The sequence below is a fragment of the Kiritimatiellia bacterium genome (assembly GCA_018001225.1).
Taxonomy (GTDB): Bacteria; Verrucomicrobiota; Kiritimatiellia; order CAIQIC01; family JAGNIJ01; genus JAGNIJ01.
In genome coordinates this window covers 21320-40406 of the sequence record JAGNIJ010000028.1, presented here as the reverse complement: position 1 = coordinate 40406, position 19087 = coordinate 21320, and the positions used below count along the sequence as shown (strand labels likewise).

9 protein-coding genes and 1 pseudogene are annotated in these 19087 nt (G+C 65.6%); 2 read left to right on the top strand and 8 right to left on the bottom strand.

The window, feature by feature from the left end; all coding sequences use genetic code 11:
* Positions 1-114: 114 nt before the first annotated feature.
* Positions 115-2097: a tRNA uridine-5-carboxymethylaminomethyl(34) synthesis enzyme MnmG gene (gene mnmG, locus KA248_10400; GenBank protein ID MBP7830315.1), complete on the bottom strand. Its 1983-nt coding sequence runs from the start codon at positions 2095-2097 to the stop codon at positions 115-117.
* A 5-nt stretch (positions 2098-2102) separates the two neighbouring features.
* On the bottom strand, positions 2103-3479 hold the full coding sequence (gene mnmE / locus KA248_10395) for a tRNA uridine-5-carboxymethylaminomethyl(34) synthesis GTPase MnmE (GenBank protein ID MBP7830314.1): 1377 nt from the start codon (positions 3477-3479) through the stop codon (positions 2103-2105).
* Positions 3480-3594: 115 nt separating this feature from the next.
* On the opposite strand from mnmE, the gene KA248_10390 reads away from it, so the two are divergent.
* Positions 3595-4908 carry a glutamate--tRNA ligase gene (locus tag KA248_10390; GenBank protein ID MBP7830313.1) on the top strand — a complete coding sequence of 438 codons (1314 nt, stop codon included), beginning with the start codon at positions 3595-3597 and terminating at the stop codon, positions 4906-4908.
* 74 nt (positions 4909-4982) lie between these two features.
* Here KA248_10390 and KA248_10385 read toward each other — a convergent pair whose 3' ends face one another.
* On the bottom strand, positions 4983-5657 hold the full coding sequence (locus tag KA248_10385; GenBank protein ID MBP7830312.1) for a response regulator transcription factor: 675 nt from the start codon (positions 5655-5657) through the stop codon (positions 4983-4985).
* 245 nt (positions 5658-5902) lie between these two features.
* Here KA248_10385 and KA248_10380 point away from each other — a divergent pair, with 245 nt between their 5' ends.
* Positions 5903-6664, top strand: coding sequence for a choice-of-anchor E domain-containing protein (locus KA248_10380; protein MBP7830311.1), 762 nt, complete (start codon positions 5903-5905; stop codon positions 6662-6664).
* On the opposite strand, the gene KA248_10375 is transcribed toward KA248_10380, so the two are convergent.
* From KA248_10375 to KA248_10355, 5 genes and pseudogenes are all read right to left on the bottom strand, one after another.
* Complete coding sequence (locus tag KA248_10375) at positions 6606-8522, bottom strand: hypothetical protein (protein MBP7830310.1); 1917 nt, start codon at positions 8520-8522, stop codon at positions 6606-6608. The genes KA248_10380 and KA248_10375 overlap by 59 nt on opposite strands.
* A complete protein-coding gene (locus KA248_10370) occupies positions 8519-11602 on the bottom strand; it encodes a response regulator (GenBank protein ID MBP7830309.1) in 3084 nt (1027 codons plus the stop codon). The genes KA248_10375 and KA248_10370 overlap by 4 nt, the downstream gene beginning before the upstream one ends.
* 7 nt (positions 11603-11609) lie before the next feature.
* Positions 11610-15161, bottom strand: a complete 3552-nt coding sequence (locus tag KA248_10365) for a transporter substrate-binding domain-containing protein (GenBank protein MBP7830308.1) — start codon at positions 15159-15161, stop codon at positions 11610-11612.
* Positions 15158-17227: a PAS domain S-box protein gene (locus KA248_10360; GenBank protein ID MBP7830307.1), complete on the bottom strand. Its 2070-nt coding sequence runs from the start codon at positions 17225-17227 to the stop codon at positions 15158-15160. Before KA248_10360 ends, KA248_10365 begins: the two co-directional genes overlap by 4 nt.
* A 158-nt stretch (positions 17228-17385) precedes the next feature.
* A pseudogene (locus tag KA248_10355) lies at positions 17386-18225 on the bottom strand (PAS domain S-box protein).
* Positions 18226-19087: the final 862 nt, after the last annotated feature.

Below are 19087 nucleotides of genomic sequence, written 5' to 3'. Positions count from 1 at the left end.
CGAATGCTATCGAGACTCCGCAACATACTACGCCCCGGAGGCTACAGCCCTGCGCCACTTCTTTAATAAAGCGCACCGGCCCACCGGCTCGCGCGTCGTGGCCAAACCCGGACCTTACCCGGCTGCTGCCCGGCTGCCGCGATGGATGTGTATGGACAGGATGGCGATATCGGACGGATTCACCCCCGAAATACGGGCGGCCTGCCCAAGGTTGGCGGGCCGAATCTTCTTCAGCTTCTCCCGCGCCTCGAACCGGAGCGCCTTTATCTCGTCATATTGAATTCCGGCCGGTATCTTCACCCCGTCTTGCTTGTGTCTTTGATCGATCTGCCTTCTCTCGCGTTCAATGTAGCCTTCGTATTTTACTTCCGTTTCGACCTGCGCAGCCAACTCGGCGGACAATCTCGGGGGGCCGCCAGGCAATCGAGCATAGTTCATTTCAGAACGCCGCAGGATCTGGGCCAGCGAAGCTCCCTCAAAAAACGTGGTTTTCAACCGATCGATTTCTTCCGCTATACGAATCGCATCGCGTCGCCACGCCTTGATCCGCTCACTGGCAATGCAACCGATTCGTTCCGCAAAATGTATCAGCCTATATAAACCATTGTCTTGACGCAAGATAAGCCTATGCTCGGCACGCGACGTGAACATACGATACGGCTCGCTTGTGCCCTTGGTTATCAGGTCGTCCACAAGTACGCCGATATAGGAGTCGCTGCGAGATAGAATCAGCGGCGCTTCATCCCTCACCTTAAAGACAGAATTAACTCCGGCAACAAAACCCTGTCCGGCGGCCTCTTCGTATCCGGTTGTCCCATTCATTTGGCCGGCCATGAAGAGGCCATCGATCTCTTTCGTCTCCAAGGAGGCCTGGAGCTGCGTCGGGTCTACGAAGTCATACTCAATGGCATAGCCAGGACGAATCATTTCTGCGCGTTGCAGTCCTGGAATCGATCTGATCATTTTAAGCTGCACCGATTCCGGAAGGCTGTTTGAAGTCCCATTCGGATATACCTCGACAGTATTTCGTCCTTCCGGCTCTATGAAGACATGATGCGATTCATGTTGTGGAAATTTAACGTACTTGTCTTCTATTGAAGGACAGTAACGCACACCGGTACCAGATATAAGTCCTCCATATAAAGAGCTTTCCGACAGATTATTGTTAACAATGTCAGCCGTTTCCATTGTGGTGTGAGCCAGATAGCAAGACATCTGGCTTGAGCCAGGAATCCAAGGAACAAGCGGGTTAAAGGATTGTTCCACGTGGAACAGATCAGATAGTGACTCTTTTATATGGTCGCTACACTGGCCGATATCAACCGCATCACCACATCGTGTGTCATTCTCGAAAATACGTCCTTGTTCCACGTGGAACAATCCAGCCTTGGCATCTTGAGACATGAATGGCGCAGGAATTTGGCCTGGCTGTTCCTTGAGCAGCGAATAGTCTATGCTATCCTTATGCAGCCTTGGAGGCGTTCCCGTCTTGAGCCGGCTTGCTTTGAATCCAAGACGGAGAAGATCCTTTGCCAACTCGCTTGACGAATCCTCTCCAATCCTTCCGCCTGTATACTGATTCTTGCCAATGAATATACGCCCATTGAGAAATGTGCCTGGCGACAAGATGGCGGTGCGACACCGGATAATCATGTCGCTTTTGCACCTTACAGCATGGACTCGAAACCCATCCAGAATGACTTCTGTTGCGGTGTCCTCAATGACATCCAGATTACTTGTGGCCTGCACGACATGTATCATTCTCAATGAGTAGGCATGCTTGTCGCACTGTATTCTGGTTGCTCGAACGGCCGGTCCTTTCCTAGTATTCAGAGTCCTGAATTGAATTCCAGTGAAGTCTGCATTTCTGGCCATCTCTCCGCCCATGGCATCGAGATCGGCCACGATATGCGATTTGGCCATACCGCCGATCGATGGATTACATGACATCCTGGCAATGGCCTCGCGCTTCATGGTGATGAGCGCGGTAGAGGCACCCATTCGAGCGGCCACAAGAGCGGCCTCGCAACCGGCATGTCCTGCACCAATCACAGCCACGTCAAATATACGATCCGATATCTCCGTAATATATTGCATATCAATTATTTACCAATGCAGAATCTTGAGAATATGCCGTCAAGCAAGCTTTCGCAGTACTGTCTTCCAAGTATCTGTGCAACGCTCTCGGCGGCGACTCGAACGGCCTCGGAGGCTATAAACTGACCCTCTTCGTCTCCAGAAGCGAGTTTGTCCATGGCGGCATCCACTTCATTGGCAGCCGACTGAAGCAACTTGCGGTGCCGCTCCGCAATCGTCGCATGGCTGGAAGATTCCGTTTTGCCACCCATGCAGCACTCAACTTTCTTTCCCATCAACCTCCTCAACACGTCGAGCCCTGTTCCATCCACGAGAGATGTCGTGACCACATCCAAGCCCGGGAGATCCCTTGCATGGATCCGTAGTCCAAGATCAGCCTTGTTCAAAACGACAATACAGTTCTCCCTGGTCTTTGATCGCAAACTGGAGGCCTCGGAATCGGAAAGCGGCTGCGAGGCATCGACCATGTACAGCTGCAAATCCGCTTTTGCCACCTGCTCGCCGGAGCGCCGTATTCCTTCCTGCTCCAGTTCGCATGAAGATGAACGAATCCCAGCCGTATCGACAAGACGGACAGGTATTCCATTGAGACAATATGACTCTTCTATAAAATCCCTTGTTGTTCCATGAATAGGGCTGACTATTGCTCTATTATAGTTAAGCAATGTATTTAATAAGGTGGATTTCCCCACATTAGTCATACCTGCAATTACTACAAACGCGCCAGTTCTTAGAATCCTTCCTTCGTTCCATGTGTTCAGGAGGTCTTGTATTTTGGTCCGGACGCGTGAAAGGACTTGGACGGCGCTTTCCTGGACTTGCGGATGGATCTCCTCTTCCGGAAAATCCAGCACTGCGGCCAGATCCGCGGCGGCGCTGATCAGGTCGTCGTAGATGGCTTCCAGTTCATTGCTTAGCCGTCCTTCGAGTTGCTGGAGGGCGGCCTCCGCGGCGCGATCGGAGCTGGAGCGGACCAGGTCCAGGACGGCTTCGGCCTGAACAAGGTCGATTCGCCCGTTCAAGAACGCGCGCCGGGTGAATTCCCCCGGTTCGGCCGCTCGCGCCCCGGCCTTCAATACGCAACTCAAGACCCGCCGGGCGGATACGGGTCCGCCGTGCCCCTGAATTTCGACGACGTCCTCGCCGGTGAAGGTGTGCGGCGCCCGCATGACCAGGATCAGCACTTCGTCTATGTCCCTGCCCTGGTCGGTTACGAAACCGTGAACGATCGTGTGGGTCGGCCGCCCGGACAGCGTCGGTATCGGGCAGCGCGTGATTCCCTCTGCGATCGTCAGGCTTTGCGGGCCGGAGAGTCGGACAATCGAAATACTGCCCTCGCCCTGTGCCGTGGCGATGGCCGCAATGGTGTCGTCGGTATACATGGAACCCCAGGGTCGCGGCATTATAACCGATGCGGGATCGCATGCAACGGGCCGGTTTTCCGTTGCCACTCCGCGCCGGCAAAGTGTACAAGCTTCCGCTCGGAAAGGTTTCTCGATGAACATTCGAACCCGTTTCGCGCCCAGTCCCACAGGGCACGTACATATCGGCAATATCCGCGCGGCGATCTACGGCTGGCTTTTTGCGCGGCACGAGGGCGGGAATTTCCTGCTGCGCATCGAGGACACGGACCGCGAGCGATCCACGCCCGAGGCCGTCCGCACGGTGCTGGACGCGATGAACTGGCTGGGGCTGACGTTCGACGAGGAGCCGCTGTACCAGTCCACACGGACGCCCGCGCACCTAGCCGCCGCGGAGCAGTTGCTCTCGAAGGGCCTGGCGTACAAGGAGGACAAGGGCGGCACGGGCATGGGCGAAGCGATCGTCTTCCGCATGCCCGGAACCGACATGGAGTTCCGCGACGAGGTCAAGGGCGTCCTTCGGAAAAGGGCCGAGGACATGAAGGATTTCGTGATCGTCCGCTCTAGCGGGACGCCGGTGTTCCACTTGGCGAACATCGTGGACGATATTCACATGGGCATCACGCACGTCATCCGCGGCGACGACCACGTGGAGAACACCTACCGGCACCTGGCCTTGTTCCGGGCGCTCGGGGCCGAGCCGCCGAAATACGCGCACCTGCCGATGATCGTCAACGCGCAGGGCAAGCCGTACTCCAAGCGGGACGGCGCGGCGTATGTCGGCGATTTCCGCGACAAGGGCTATCTGCCCGGAGCCTTGTTCAACTACCTGGCGCTGCTGGGCTGGTCGCCGGGCGACGACCGGGAGATCATGACCCGCGACGAACTGATCGCGGCGTTTACCCTCGACCGGGTCCGCTCGGCGCCGTCGCAGATGGATCTGAAGAAGCTCGACTGGATGAACGGCGCCTACATGCGCGCGCTGCCCAAGCCAGAGTTGGAGAAGGGGTGTTGTTCTGTATTAGAACAAAAAGGCCTGTGGCCTGTAACGGGTGGCGTGGAGTATCTCGCGCGCGTGGTGGAGGCGATGGGGGAACGGTTGCATTTCTTCACCGACATCGCCGACCAGGCGGCCTTTTTCTTCACCGAAGACTATGCCTTCGACGAGAAGGCGGTCAACAAGCGGCTGAAGAAGGAAGGCGCCATGGAGAGTCTGCGCGCCCTGGCGGAGCGCTTCGCGGCGCTGGATGTCTTCACCGCGGCCACCACGGAGCAGACGCTCCGGGCCTTGGCCGATTCACGCGGCGAGGGCGCCGGCGCGCTGGTCCATCCCGTCCGCGTCGCGGTCTCGGGCACTTCCGAGGGCCCTAGCTTGTTCCACATGCTGGAGGTGCTGGGCAAGGACCGGGTGCTGACGCGTATGGCCCGGGTGCTAACCGGGAAAATGTAATCAACTCTGCACAGCCCGGCAATTCGGGACAGGAGGTTTCGCAAGCAGTCCGGGAGGGCGTATGCGGTCAACGATCACGATGGAGGGGAGTTCCCCGCAGGACGGCCACGGAGTTCGATATCCGTCTGGATGCCCAGTTTCTCCATCAAGCGCGCCTTGTAGGTATCCACTGTTTTCCGGCTGATGCCCAGCTGGCCGGCAATATCCCTGGCTCGCAGTCCCTGCCGAAGGAGCTCGAGAACCTGAAGTTCCCGATCGCTCAAACGGTCCCAGTTTCCGACACCCTCGGATGCGTCCGCTGCCAGTTGTGTACCCTTGGAGATCAAGCGGGACGCCACCCTGTCGCTGACGGCGATATGACCCGCCAGCACCTTATGGATGGCTTCCACCAATAGCGGAAGGGGCGCGGTCTTCATCATGTATCCACGGGCCCCGGCCCGGAGCAAGCGTGGCGCGAAGTACTCCTCGTCCGACATGGAAAGGACAATCGTAGGCGGCAGCGCATCCTTCGCCTTCAACTGCTCGATCAGCGTCCATCCGTATCCATCGGGCAAGCCCAGGTCGAGCATGACGACATCCGGGTGAAGTCGCTCGATCTTCTCCATCGCTTCGTGCCATCCCGAGGCCTCGCCACACACGCAGAGATCGTCGCGCGCGTCGATGGCGGAGGCGAGCCCTTGCCGGGTGCAAGGATGGTCATCAACAATGAATATCCGCTTCTTCCCGGATGCCTCCGGCATTCTTTTCATATCCGATTACCCAATAACAATCGCGTGCGTCAACAGATGCGACACCATTCAATCTACAGCATCTGTAGGGCGATTCCTACAAAAAAATCCGCTGCATGGACTACAGACGAAGAAAAGGGGGCTCATTAGACTTGCTCCTGTAAATTGGCTTTTCGGTCCGGTGCCGGCATCACCGCAGTCAGGTTAGGAACATTGAGCAACGAGACGGTCGCTACATGATCGAGAAGCGCATTATTCAGGCAGGCATGGCGATCCTTCTCGGAACCGGACTGACTTTTTCCGGACGGGCCGCCACCATCACGGAGACCGAGGTTTTTTCCGGCATCCCGAACCTGACGGCCGACCTGGAATTCAACCAGTTCGACCAGCCGGCGTGGGGCACGATCAATTCCATTCTCATCACGCTCGTACTGTATGCCAACGGCGGCGCGCTGCGGGTGGACAACGACAGCACGGGCGCCGCGTCAAGCACCGTCGGTTTCGGCGGGCAAGCGACCCTGACCTCGGCCGACGTCGTCTTGCTGAACGGCAGCTTCCAGAATCCGATAGGCACGGTGGTCGCCTCGACTTCCAACAGCGTGAGCCTCGCCGCCAATGACGGCGACGCGGAAGTCGGGGGAACGGCCAACTTCAGCGCGCAGGGCAGCGACTACGGGCAAGTCCTCGGCCAATCCGTGTCACGTTCTTCATCCGGAGAGGTGGCCAGCATGTTCTGGTCCTCGCTGACGGGATTCATCGGCACGGGCAGCTACACGCTCACACTCAACGCGAGCCAGTATCTGAATCTCGGCAGCCTGGGCGGGGCGCAGCAGCAGATCGATCCCTTGAGTGTCTCGGGGACGGTGAGCGTCACCTACGATTACACGGGCGACGGGCCTCCGCCTCCGCCGCAGACGCCCGAGCCCTCGACCCTGGTGCTCGCCGGAGGTTCACTGCTCGGCTGGGCCTTCATTCAATGGTGGAAGCGCAGGAACCGGGATCGAACGTCCCGTCGTCCGGGCTCCTGACGCGAGCGCGGCAGACCAGTCCGCCGTACGTCGCACGGACCCGCGCAGACCGCCATAAGTAAAGGCCCCACAGGATGAAGAGCAGTCCTTCTCGCGCCAACTGCCCGGTCCAGGCCGCCTGAAGGATGATCCAGGTTTCGGGCGCGGCCCGATGCCGGAAGAGGAGCCTCAACAGCGCATAGCACGCTGCGAAGCCGGCGGCACGCAGCGCGATATAGGAGCGGGCCCGCGACCGTCCCCCTGGATACCCGCGCCAGACCCACCAGGCCGCTCGCATCCCGGCCAGCGTGATGAAGGCGATCCAGCCGTATTCCAGCAAGGCCATGAACTTGATCGTGCCGTCGGCGTACCATCCTCCGCGGGACTGGCTCCAGGTCAGCCAGGCCCACTGGCCGAACCAGAGCGGAAAGGCCACGCCGTAGAGGACGCAGAACAAGAGCAGCCCTCCCGCGAAGCCCCGCCGCTCGACCGGCGGCGAGGGGAGGCGCGCGGGGGCGTTCTCCACCAGAGGCGGATCAGCATAAAGCCGCGTGCCGCGAGCGAGCACGACCAGCAGGCGATCGATCCGCCGGCGCGCGGCATGCCGGGCCCCGCGCCGCGCATCGCGCCACCAGCGGCGCGGACTCTTGCAGAGCCCCTGGCCGGCCAGAACGAGCGCGGCCGAAAAATCCCGTGCGCCGGCCGAACCCGGCGGAGGGCCGGGCTCGGCCACGGCGAGCGTGAACGAGGGGCCGTCGAGCGCGAGAAGCTGTCGATCGAGTCCGGGCACACTTTCGAGCACGGACTCCGGGCTTTCGAACTCGAAACGAAAGTGGCAGGCGATGCCGAGAGCATTCAACGGCCGGATGGTCTCGCGGAACTCCGGCAGGGAAAGATGGAAATCGTGCCGCGCCAGGGCGTCCCGTCCCGCCGCCGGGCACTCGAACTCGATTCGGACGCAGCCCGAGGCCGCCAGGTTTTCCCGGACCGACGCGGGGAGCGGATAGGGAAAAAGCCGAAGGCTCCAGGCTTGGCCGTTGTTCCGGGCCTGAAGCTTCGCGCACCAGCGTTCCAGCCGCGGGAGCGTCCAGAAGCCGGGCGGGTCATCGAGCTGCACCTCGGCGATTCCAAGCGGACCGAACTGCTCGAGAACAGCGGCCGCCTGATCGAGAGAGGCCGCACGGCACGCGGCCGGCGAGCTTTCATGGCTTTCCGCACCGCGCGTCAGACGCATCGCGGCGCGACGGCCTTCGTCCCGCCGGTAAGCGGACCAGGCGATGCCTTCGGGCTCCCACAGGAACAGGCTGTCGAGGTCCGCGTTCCTGGCGGGAGCGGGCTCCGGTTGCCCGGCGCGCCACAATCCCGGCAGGCTCTCGAACGGGCGCCCATGCTCCAGGCGGTACAGCAGGGCTCTCAACACCGGTTCCGGATCGCCGCGGATGGCATAGTCCATCGCGGGGAGGTTCCGGACCGCGGCCGGGAAGTTGGTGACAGCGTCGCCGCAAACGACGGTGACGGCGGCCGGCACGGCGCGCCGGACGGCCTTCAACGTGGCCGCGACACTTTCCAGCCACGGCCCCGCCGCGCGGACCACGACGGCGCACGGGCCGGATCCCTCGCGCAACGACGAGGTCCATTCCCCGTCTCCGCCGGAGAGGCGGGCGTCGACGAATTGCGTCGCGCATCCCGCGTGCTGGATCAGATACGCGCGCAGGCACAGGAACGGCCAGGGAGGAGCCCAGAGCGGGGGCGGCGCGTCGGGGGAGTGAAACGGCTCCACCGCAGGCGCGACCTCCGGCGGCTCGACGAGCGCGACGCTCCACCGGGCTCCGAACAACGTGTCGAAGGCCGGCCGTAGCGTTTCCGTGGCGGGTGTCATGTTCCTTCGCCCTCGCGGCCCGGGGAGGAATCCATCCAGCGGCCGAGTTGCTCGGCCAACTTGGCCTGGGTATAGGGTTTTTGAATGAAGCCGACATCCTCGGCACCCGCAATCCGGGATCGCACATCCCTTTCCTCGAAACCGCTCGATAGAACCACGCGCACCCCGGGCCGGATTCGCCGCAGTTCGTCGAGCACCAGGTTGCCCTTCAGGCCCGGCATGGTCAGGTCCAGCAGGACGATGTCGATATCGCCGCCTTGCGCCTGGAACTGCTCGAGGGCCTCCCGCCCGTCCGCCGCCGTCCGGACCCGGAACCCTATTTTCTCCAGCATCAGCCGGGCCACATGGCGAACAGGCGCCTCATCGTCCACCAGCAGGACCGTGCCGTGCCCGCGCCACGCGGGGGGACGTGCCGGGGCGGGGATAGCCGGTTGGGCGGCGGCCGGCGGCAGCAGGAGACGGAACGTCGATCCTTCGCCGGGCTGGCTTTCCATGTGAATCGCCCCGCCGTGGCTGTGCACGATGCCAAGTGTCGCGGGAAGACCGAGGCCGCGGCCGACAAAGCGGGTGGAGAAAAACGGATCGAACACCCGCGCGAGCGTCTCGGCACTCATGCCCTCGCCGTTATCTTGGACGTCTAGAAACACGTAGCGCCCCGGCGGGGCGGAGGTGCCGGGGGCGCATGCATCCAGGTAGCCCCGCGCCACGTCCGCCAGGCCCATCGAGATAACAATCCGCCCATCCCCGGTGCTCCGCGCCTCCACGGCCTCGGCGGCATTGAGCACCAGGTTCATCACGACCTGCCGGAACTGCGCCGCATCCACGTTGACCGGCGGCAGGGATCCGGCCATCCGGTACTCCAGCCCCGCCCGCCGGGCCACGGCCACTTCCAGCATGGCGTGCATTTTCAGCATCAGCCGGGACAGGTCCTGCGGCTCGGCGGACGGATGCCCGCGGCCCGCGTAGGCCAGCATCTGGCGGCAAAGATCGGCGGCCTTCTCGGTCAAGCCAACGATTTCCTTGAGGTTGGCCTGATAGGGGAAGTCGGCGGGCAGTTCCTCGCTCATCATGTCCGCGTGGCCCATGATCGGCATGAGCAGGTTGTTGAAATCGTGGGCAATGCCTCCGGCCAGGATCCCCAGCGATTCCAGCTTCTGTACCTGCCGCATGCGGTCATCCAGTTCCTTGCGCTCCGCCGCCGAGCGGGCGCGATCGGCGGCCAGCAGCGCCTGGGCCGCATGGTCGGCCAGTTCGCCGGCGAACCGGATCTCGTCCGCCTGCCAGGTTCGCGGCGTTCCGACCTGCTCGAAACTCACCACGCCCTCGACCTGGCCGGAAACCCGGATGGGGGCATCCAGCAGCGAGGCGATGCGCAGCGGGGCAAGGTAGTCGGCCTGCAATTCCGCCGTGCGCGGATCGCGCGGCGCGTCGGACGCATCGATGGCGCGGTCCGTCGCCAGGGCTTCGAAATAGCGCGGGCAGTTCTCGGCCTGCACGATCATACCGCTCGAATGCCGGCCCGTGGAGCGCTCGAACAAATCCACGCAGCGCAGGCTTCCCGTTCCCGGTTGACCGAGCCAGGCGCTGACCCGCTCGACTCTCATGGCCGCCGACGCCCGTTCCGTAAGTTCCCGCGCGGCGGCGGCAAAATCACCCGAGGCCGGGACGCCGGAGCGGGCCAGGCTGACGATGGCCTCCTGCTGGGATCGGATCCGGTCCGCCAGGGCGGCCTTGACGCGAGCGGCCTCCCGGGTCCGGCCCTGGATCGCGAAGAACACCGCGACCAGCCCGCTGACCAGCAGCACGAGGAGCAGCATCGGCAGACGCGCCAGGGCGACCTGGACGGCCCAGCCTCCGGCGTCCAGGTCCAGCGCCAGGGCCACGACCGTGCCGGGATCGGGCCGGGCGACCGGCGCGGCGCCGGTCATCCAGGCGCCCCAGCGATCATAGAGCGGGCCGATGACGAAGTCCTCGGCCCGGGCCAGGAGGCGATTGTACTCCGGGTCCGCCTCGGCGTAGTGCTGGCCGGGCGGCGAGTAGTCCGGCGAATCGGGCGGCTCCGAATCCACCAGCACGTAGGATTCCCCGTCCCGCACGCCCATCAGGGAGGCGAAGCGAAGATCGGCGTTCGCCGCGCGCAGGCTCATCATGAGCGCCTTGAGCGCCTGGTAGCCGGCGGACTCGAGGTCCGCATCGCCCCATCGCAGGGCAAGGACCGGTTCGCGCGGCACGGCGGCGGCGGCGATCTGTGTGCGCAGCCGGATTTCATTCCGCATGGCCGCCGCGCGCGTGCGCCCGGCGGTCTGGGTCAACAGCCACCCGACGGACAAGATGCCCGCCATGGCCAGCGTCAGCCCCAGGAGCGGCGAAGGGCCGCGGCGCGCGATGCCTTCCGGCGACGCGGCGCGAACCATGCGGTTGTAGTGGCCGAGCAGCGCCGAACCGGCCAGGATGGCGCCCGCCATGCGGACCAGTTCAGGCGGGACGCGCAGCACAGCGGCAAACAGCGGCTCCGTCGGCAGCCAGCCGGCGATCCCCAGCGGAACGGCGGGAAGAACCAACCCTTGGACCAGAACATAGCCGGCCAGGCCTCCGGCGGCCACCGGCAAACGATCCGATGCCGGCGTGGCGGCCCCGCCCGGCCGCCACAACGCCGCCGCGGCGAAAAGTCCGGCGGGGAGAAGCAGCAGCGGACGCAGCGCCGCCAGGAATCCCGGCACGCCGGCCGCGCCGCCCAGGAAGGCCATGCCGACCAGGATAAAGACGGCGGCGTGCCGGACGAGCGCGCCGCGGACGGCCGGTCGGAAACGGGCGGCCGCAAATTCCACCAGCGCAAGGGACGCGAAGAGCAGGAGCAGGAGACGGGCGAGCAGCAGGCCCGGCGCCGCCGGCCGGATCAACAGGAGGATATCCGTCCAGTCGGCCAGGCCCTGGGCCACGCCGAACCAGGCCAACCAGCGCCAGGCGCCGGCCGGCGCGGGCTCGCGGGCCAGGCCCCAGGCCGCCGCGGCCGCGAACAGCCACGCCATCCCGCTGATCAGCAGGGCATAGTCCATCTGACCGGCCAGGATCTCACTCATGGTTCGATCACGCTTTCGATTCCGCGCCGGGGGCGCCGGACTCGCGGTCCAGCACTTCCCGGATCTTCGCCAACAACGATTTCCCGTACACCGGTTTCTGCAGGAAGTCCACGCCGGGCTCCAGCACGCCGTGATGGGCGATGACGTCAGCCGTGTAACCGGACATGTAAATGACCCGGATCTCCGGCCGCTGCGCCCGGATAAGATCCGCCATTTCGCGGCCGTTCATGCCGGGCATGATCACGTCGGCGATGAGCAGGTGGATGGGGTTCGGGTAGTTCCGGACCATTTCCAAGGCGGCGGTCGGCAGGCCGGCGGCCAGGACGTTATAGCCCCGCTTCTTCAGGAGCGTCGTCACCAGCTTGACCAGCGATTCGGAGTCCTCGACGAACAGGATGGTTTCCGTGCCCGCGACGGAGGATGGGCCTTCCTTCGCCGGCTCGCCCGTCTCCTCCTCGAGGGCCCGCGGCAGGTAGATGTTGAAGGCGGTGCCCCGGCCCGGCCGGCTGTCCACGTCGATAAAACCGTGGTTCTGCTTGACCACGCCGTAGAGGGTCGCCAGGCCCAGCCCCGTGCCCTTGCCCAGCCCCTTGGTGGTGAAAAACGGCTCGAAGAGATGCGCCATGGTGGCCTGGTCCATGCCGGCGCCGGTGTCGCTGACCTTGAGCAGGATGTACTCGCCCGCCGAGGCGTCGGCGTGGGCGGCGAGATCCGCCGGCCTCACGGTCACGTTCTCGGTGCGGATGGTGAGCTGCCCGACGCCGCGGATGGCGTCCCGCGCGTTGACGGCGAGGTTGGCGAGGACCTGGTCCACCTGGACGGGATCGATGCACACGGGCCAGAGGCCGGGGCCGGGCTGCCAGACCAGCTCGATATCCTCGCCGATCAGCCGGCGGAGCATCTTGAGCATGCCGGAGACGGTCTCGTTGAGATTCAGGACGCGCGGCTCGACGGTCTGCTTGCGGGCGAAAGCGAGCAACTGGCGGGTGAGGTCGGCGGAGCGCTGCGCCGCCCGCTGGATTTCCTGGAGATCCTCGTACACCGGCTGCATGGGCTTGACCTGCTCCAAGGCCATCTCCGCGTGGCCGAGGATGACGCCGAGCATGTTGTTGAAGTCGTGGGCCACGCCGCCGGCCAGGCGGCCGACGGCGTCGATCTTCTGCGCCTGGCGGAACTGCTCCTCCAGGTTCTTCTGGTCGGTGATGTCGCGGGCGGTGGAGAGCGCGCCGGTCACCCGGCCTTTTTCGTCCTTCAACACGCGGCACCACCAGGCCAGCAGGCGCTTCTGCCCGTCATGGCGCCGCTGCAGGCTCTCCAGGTAGATCACCTCGCCCCGGCCGTCGAAGAGCGGCTGGACGCGCCGGTACGTGTCCTGTTCGCCCTCGAAGTAGTACCGCGCCTCGCGCCCGATCACGTCGGGCCCGAAGAACTCGAGGCCGGCCGGATTGGCCCACGTGTACACCTTGTTCGCGTCCACTTCCATGATGATGTCCGGGACGGCGGAGAGCAGCGCGTCCTGCCGCTCGGTGAGGGTGCGAAGCTGCTCCTGGGCCAGCCGCTGGTCTTCGACCAGGCTCAACAGGGCGCGCCGGGCCAGCCGGGCCTCCTCCAGCAGGCCCTGCGTCTCCTCCTGCGCGGCCCGGATCTTGTTCTCGCCGGCCCGGCGCTCGGTCACGTCGCTCACGTAGCCGAGGTAGCGATCCTCCGTCAGCTTGACGGCGGCGATGGTCCACCAACGTCTTTCGCCGCTTTTCGTCACGAAGGCGTACTCGCCCCGCGCCTCACCCGTCTCCTTCAGCCGGGCGAAGTCCCGCAGGCCGGCCTCGCGCGATTCGGGGGCCAGGAAATCGGTCAGCCCCATGGCCCTCATCTCCTCCTGGCTGTAGCCCGTGATCCGGCAGGCCTCGGGATTGACCTGCACGTGCCGGCCCTGCTTGTCGCCGATGAAGATGGCGTAGGGGGCATACTCCACGTAGCTGCGCCACAGGGCCTCGCTCGCGCGCAGCTCCGCCGTGCGCCGGTGAACCTGCCGGCGCAGCACCACGCCCGTGACCGCGAAGAACGCGGCCAGCGCCAGCGCGCCCAGCAACAGGGCGATGACCCGGCGCACCGGCACGCCGGAGGGCTCGTAGGGGCCCAGCCAGCGGGCCTGGATCTGCCGGTACTCGCCCGAGGCCTTGAGCGCGGCCAGCCCCTCGGAAAACAGGGCGAGCAACCGTTCGTTCCCCCGGCGGACGGCGTAGCAATACTCCGGCGAGAACAGGGCGGCCTCGGACACGTCGAGGTCCGCCCACCCGTGGTGCTGGATCCAGTAGTGGGCCTGGACGACCGACACAAGGGCGGCGTCGCCGGCCCCCGCGCGCAGGCGGCCGAGCGCGGTGTTCTGGGAGTCCACGGGTTCCACCTGCGCGCCCAGACCCCGGGCCGCGGCCCAGTCGTGCATGATGTCGCGGTTCTGCACGAGAAGGGTGAGCCCCTTCAAATCCGTCGCCCCCTGCGGGAGCGGAGAACCCCGGCGCACGACCACCGCGTACTGAACGATCGAGTGCGGCGGGGAAAAGCTTATGGTCTCGTCCCGCTCGGCAGAGTAGAACATGCCCTGCAGCACGTCCACCTCGCCGCGCTCCAGCCCTGTCCGCACGGCCGCCCAGGTATCCAGCCGGATATCCACGTGCAGCCCCATGCGCCGGGCGATGGCCCGCGTCAGGTCCACGTTGAATCCCGCGGGCCGGCCGCGCTCGTCCAGGAACTCGTACGGGGGATACGCGTTGTCGCCGCCGACCACGATTCGGCTGCGAAGCCGACCCTCCGCCTCAAGCTCTGCGAACCACTTCGTGTGCAGCCGCCGGAACGTGCCGTCCGCCATGACGATGGAGAGCCCCTCGTTCAGGATGTCCAGCAGATCCTTGTCCCCCTCGCGCACGGCAAAGCAAAGGCTCTGCGTGAAATCCTTCAGAGGCGGGCCGACGGCCTGCAGGTTCGTAATCCCGGCCTGCCGCATGAGCTGAACGGCGACGAGTTTCTGGATGACCACCGCGTCGTGCTGCCCGGCGGACAGCTCGCGCAGGGCGGTTTCAAACGAGGGCCGCGGCACGATCGTTGCGCCGAAGTCCGAGCGCCGCAGGTACTCCTCCGCGTTGTCGCCCTTCAGCACGGCCACCTGCCGGCCTTTCAGGTCGGCGGTCGTCCGGATGTCCTGGTTGTCGGCCCGCACCACGATCGTCCCGTGAACGGGAAGGTACGGGATGGTGAAATCGTAGAGCGCCTCGCGCTCCGGCGTCCGGCCCACGAGCGGAAGGGTCTGGAGCCGCCCCTCGGCAAGGTCCTGCTTGATCTCGGACCACGCTCCGACCTTGAAGGTCACCTCGCGGCCCATCGTCTTGAGCGCGGCCCGGAGCAACTCCACGGAGAACCCGCCGGCCTGGCCGTCCGGGGCGACCACGCAGTAGGGCGGATAGTCGTACTCGCAGCCCGAGAGAATGGGCGCATCCGCGGCGGCCGCCGCATGGACGGCCAGCAGCAACGCCATTCCCGCGTACATCTGGCGCCCCGTCTTCATCCTGCCTCCACGCTGTCGTATTTCGCCGGCCGGTTCGCCTGGGCCAGCAGGGTGTTGACCTCGTGCTTCAGCTCCAGGATCCGCTGCTCGCGGCCCAGCGTGATCTTGTTCCAGTGCCGGAGTTCCTCCATCTGCTCGCGGAGCAGGATCTCGGCCTGTTTGCGTTCCGTGATATCCTGGTTCACGCCGTACGTGCGGATCGTCCGTCCCTGGTCGTCCTTCACGATGAAAAATCGCACGGCGATGTACCCGACCTGTCCGTCGGCATAGAGAATGCGGTGCTCGATCTGGCGACTGGAATTCGGGTCGGCGGTCCGGATGGCCGCCTCGATTTCCCGGGCCACCAGCGCGGCATCGTCCGGGTGGCAGAACCGGCGCGCGTAGTCCGCGGACCGCATCGCATATCCGCCCACCGCGGCGGCCGTGGTGCGGAAGATCCGGTAGAAGTGGTCGTTGAAGGTGAACGTGTCGCTGGCCACGTCGTACTCCCAGTGGCCGGCGCGCGCGATCTGCAACGCGTTGGACAACTGGGCCTCGCTCGTGCGCAGCGCCTGCTCCGACGCCCTCGGTTCCGTGATGTCCCGGTCGATGCCGATGAATCCCGCGGGCCGCCCGTTCCCGTCGGTCACGAGCGACACCGCCGTGGCGGACCGGAACAGCGTGCCGTCGCGCTTTTTCTGTACATACTCGCCCCGCCAGGCGCCCTTCGCGAGCAGTTCGCGGCGGAAGATCTCCTCCTCCGGCGGCTCGAGGGGGCCGGCGAACTGCCGGTAAGGCCGGCCCATGACCTCCGCGGCCGCGTAGCCGTACAGCCTCTCGGCGCCCGGCCCCCAGTAGAGAATCCGGCCTTCCAGGTCCGTGGCGACGACCGATTCGCCGACGCTGGCCAGCAACTGCGCCTGAAAGCGAAGGTTCTCCTCTGTCTTCCGGTTCTCGGTGATATCGCGGATGATGGCGCCGACCCCTGCGCCGCCGCTCTTGAGCGGCAGGGGGAACTTGCGGGTCTCGTACACGCGGCCGGCGACGGTCTCGATCGACACCACGACGCCGTCCGAGGCCAGGGCCTGCCGGTCGGTATCCCGGCAGCGGGCGGCCGCCTCGGCCGGCATCAGGTCCTCGTCGCGACACCCCAGGAGGTCTGAAAGCGGGCGGCCGCAAAACCGCGCGGCCGCCGGGTTGGCAAAAAGATAGCGGGAGTCCTCGTCCTTGATGAAGACGAGATCGTCCGTCGCGTCAAGGAAGGCGCGGTAGCGCTCCGCGCTCCCGCTCAACGTCTCCTCCATGCGCAGGCGCGCGGCGACTTCCTGTTGCGCCGGGTCCGGTTCCGCGCGCGCCCGGGCGACCTGCTTCAGGATGGCCAGGATCGGGCGCGGTTCCATCGCGAACCCGGTTTCGCGGCTCTGCCACTCCAGGTAGGCGTAGAGGAACGGGAAGGCGAAGAGGGCGATGAACAAGCGGCTGACCAGCGTGCCGCCCATGATGCCGAGATAGCCCGGGGTTCCCGCGAACGCGCCGGTGGCGAAGAGCAGCACGTCCAGCCACATGACCCCGAGCAGGGTCAGGAACGCGCGCGTCCAGGCGGGCATCCGGAACTTCGGATGTCCCAGGAACTCCCAGGCCACGGCCAGGAACACCAGGTCCGCCGCCGTGGTCGCCACCGACGCCGCGTTGATGCGGAGGCTCGGGAGGGGCACGTACCCGAGCGGGGCGGCGTCCAGCAGCCTCATCTGCACGTGCAACACCGCCGCGATGACCGGGACCATGGCCGAGACGCCGGCGACGGTCAGGATCGCGACGCGCGTCGCGGGCGGGCCGTCGAAGACATACACGACAAACACGCCCAGCAGCAGCGCGGTATAGAACACGGTGGAGCCGACCATGAACGTGATCCCGCCGGCCTGGACCACCACGCCCGCGTCGGTCACCCACGACATCACCGCCGTGATCCCGCCCAGCAGCGCGTAGAACGGCCCGAGCCCGGCGCGGCGGCGCAGGGAATGCGTCCAGAGGACCAGCAGGTAGACCGCCATCGCCTCGGCCATCAGCACGAACAGATTGGCGTTCACGACGCGCCCCCCCTCTCTCCTCCGGCGCCGGGCTTCGCGCCCGCCGAACCGGCGTACCGCGGCGGCCCGCCGGCCCGTACCAGCAGCTCGTTCACCTCGGCCTTGAGCTCCGCGATGCGCCCCTCCCGGCCCAGCATCGCCTGCTGCCAGCGGCGCAGCTCATTGAGCTGCTCCTTCAACTGCTGTTCGGTCCGCCGCGACTCGGTGATATCACGCGCCGCGGCATAAATCAACCGGCCCGACGGAAACGACCGCCACTCGATCCAGCGGTACGAGCCGTCCCGGCACCGGTAGCGGTTGATGAATTTCAGGATCTCCTCGCCCTGGGCGAGGGTGGCGACGGCCTGTTGCGTGGCGTTCACGTCGTCGGGATGGACCAGGTCCAGGAAGCGCCGGCCCTCCAGCTCCGCCAGGGGGTATCCCAGCGTTTTTTCCCACTCCCGGTTGAGGCGGCGGAAGCCGCCGTCCGTGTCCGCAATGCAGAGGAGGTCCAGCGAGCTGGAGAAGAACTTCTCCAGTTCGTCCGTTTTTTCGAGGAGGGCCGCGGTGCGGGCCCGGACTTCCTTCTCCAGTTGCGCCTGTTGCCGGGCGCGGGAGCCGACGAAACCGGCGAGCAGCACCGTGAGCAGCAGGCCGGAAATGCCGACGATCCCGCTCCCCGGAATCCTGTCGCTCCCCGCCCAGGCCGGGTCGGGGTGCGCCACGATGGCGCAGGTCTTTCCGAAGATGAAGGCGGGCAGCCGCAGGGCGAAGTCCGATTCCCAGCAGAGCAGCCCGGCATGATGCTCCGGGGAAGACGTGGAGAGGCAAAGAGGGGGCCGGCCCGGCTCCAACTGGAAGAAGCCGTTCACGACGGGGGAATCCACGCCGGTCACGCGGCGGCGCGGGAAGGCGGTCAGCGCGTCCAGGCGCACCGCCGCTACCACGAGGCCTTCCCGCGGGGCCGCCTTCGCCGACCGGAATATCGCCAGGCCGGACGGGTGCCCGGGCGCCGCCATCAGCGGGTGCGGATCCGAGGCCGCGGCCAGGCCCGTCCGCCGGGCCTCCTCGATCGCCGCGTGGTAGATCGGGTCCGAGCCCATGTCATAGCCCAGCGCGGCCAGATGGTTGGAGGCCGGCGCCATATAGACAACCGGGTAGAATGTGTCGCGCCCCGCGGCCGCGGCGCGGCCTCCCGCCTCGTCCGGCTGCCAGATGAGGAAGTCGGCCATCCCCTCGCGGCGCGCACCGTCCTCCGTGTCCGCCGCCTCCCCCGCCGGTACGGACCGCAGCCAGAGCCAGCGCTGCGCCAGGCTCGAACGGATCTGCGGCTCGACGTAGGCGCGGAACTCGGCCGGCGTCACGAGCTCGCTGGCCTCGAAAAAGCCGGCCAGCGCCTCGATGCGATTCTGAAGGTCGCGCAGCTCGTCCAGGATGCCCGACGATTGCACCCGGGCCAGGGTCTTGAAACGCGCCTCGCGGGTGCGCCGCTCTTCGTCCCGGAACAGGCGGACGACGGCCAGCGTCAGCGCCAGGCCCAAGGCCGCGATCAGGATGGTCTCCGCGTGCCGCAACCAGGCGTGACGCGCCCCCGCGCCCCGGTCGCGCCACTCCAGCAGCGCCAGACCCAGGAACAGCAAGCCCAGCAGACCCCCGGCCATGGCAAGGGGAAATCGCCGCGCCTGCGCCAGGCGGACACGCCACTGGCTCGCCTCCACATCCACGCCCACCAGCAGCAGCACCTCGCCCGTGAGCGGATCGAGGACCGGGGCGAGGGCCGACACGAACGTGCCGTACTCATCCGTCTGCGGGCCGGTCGAGGCCGGCCGCGCGGTCTCGAAGGCCGTCCAGTCCGCCGGGGAAGGTTGCTCGTACACGGTT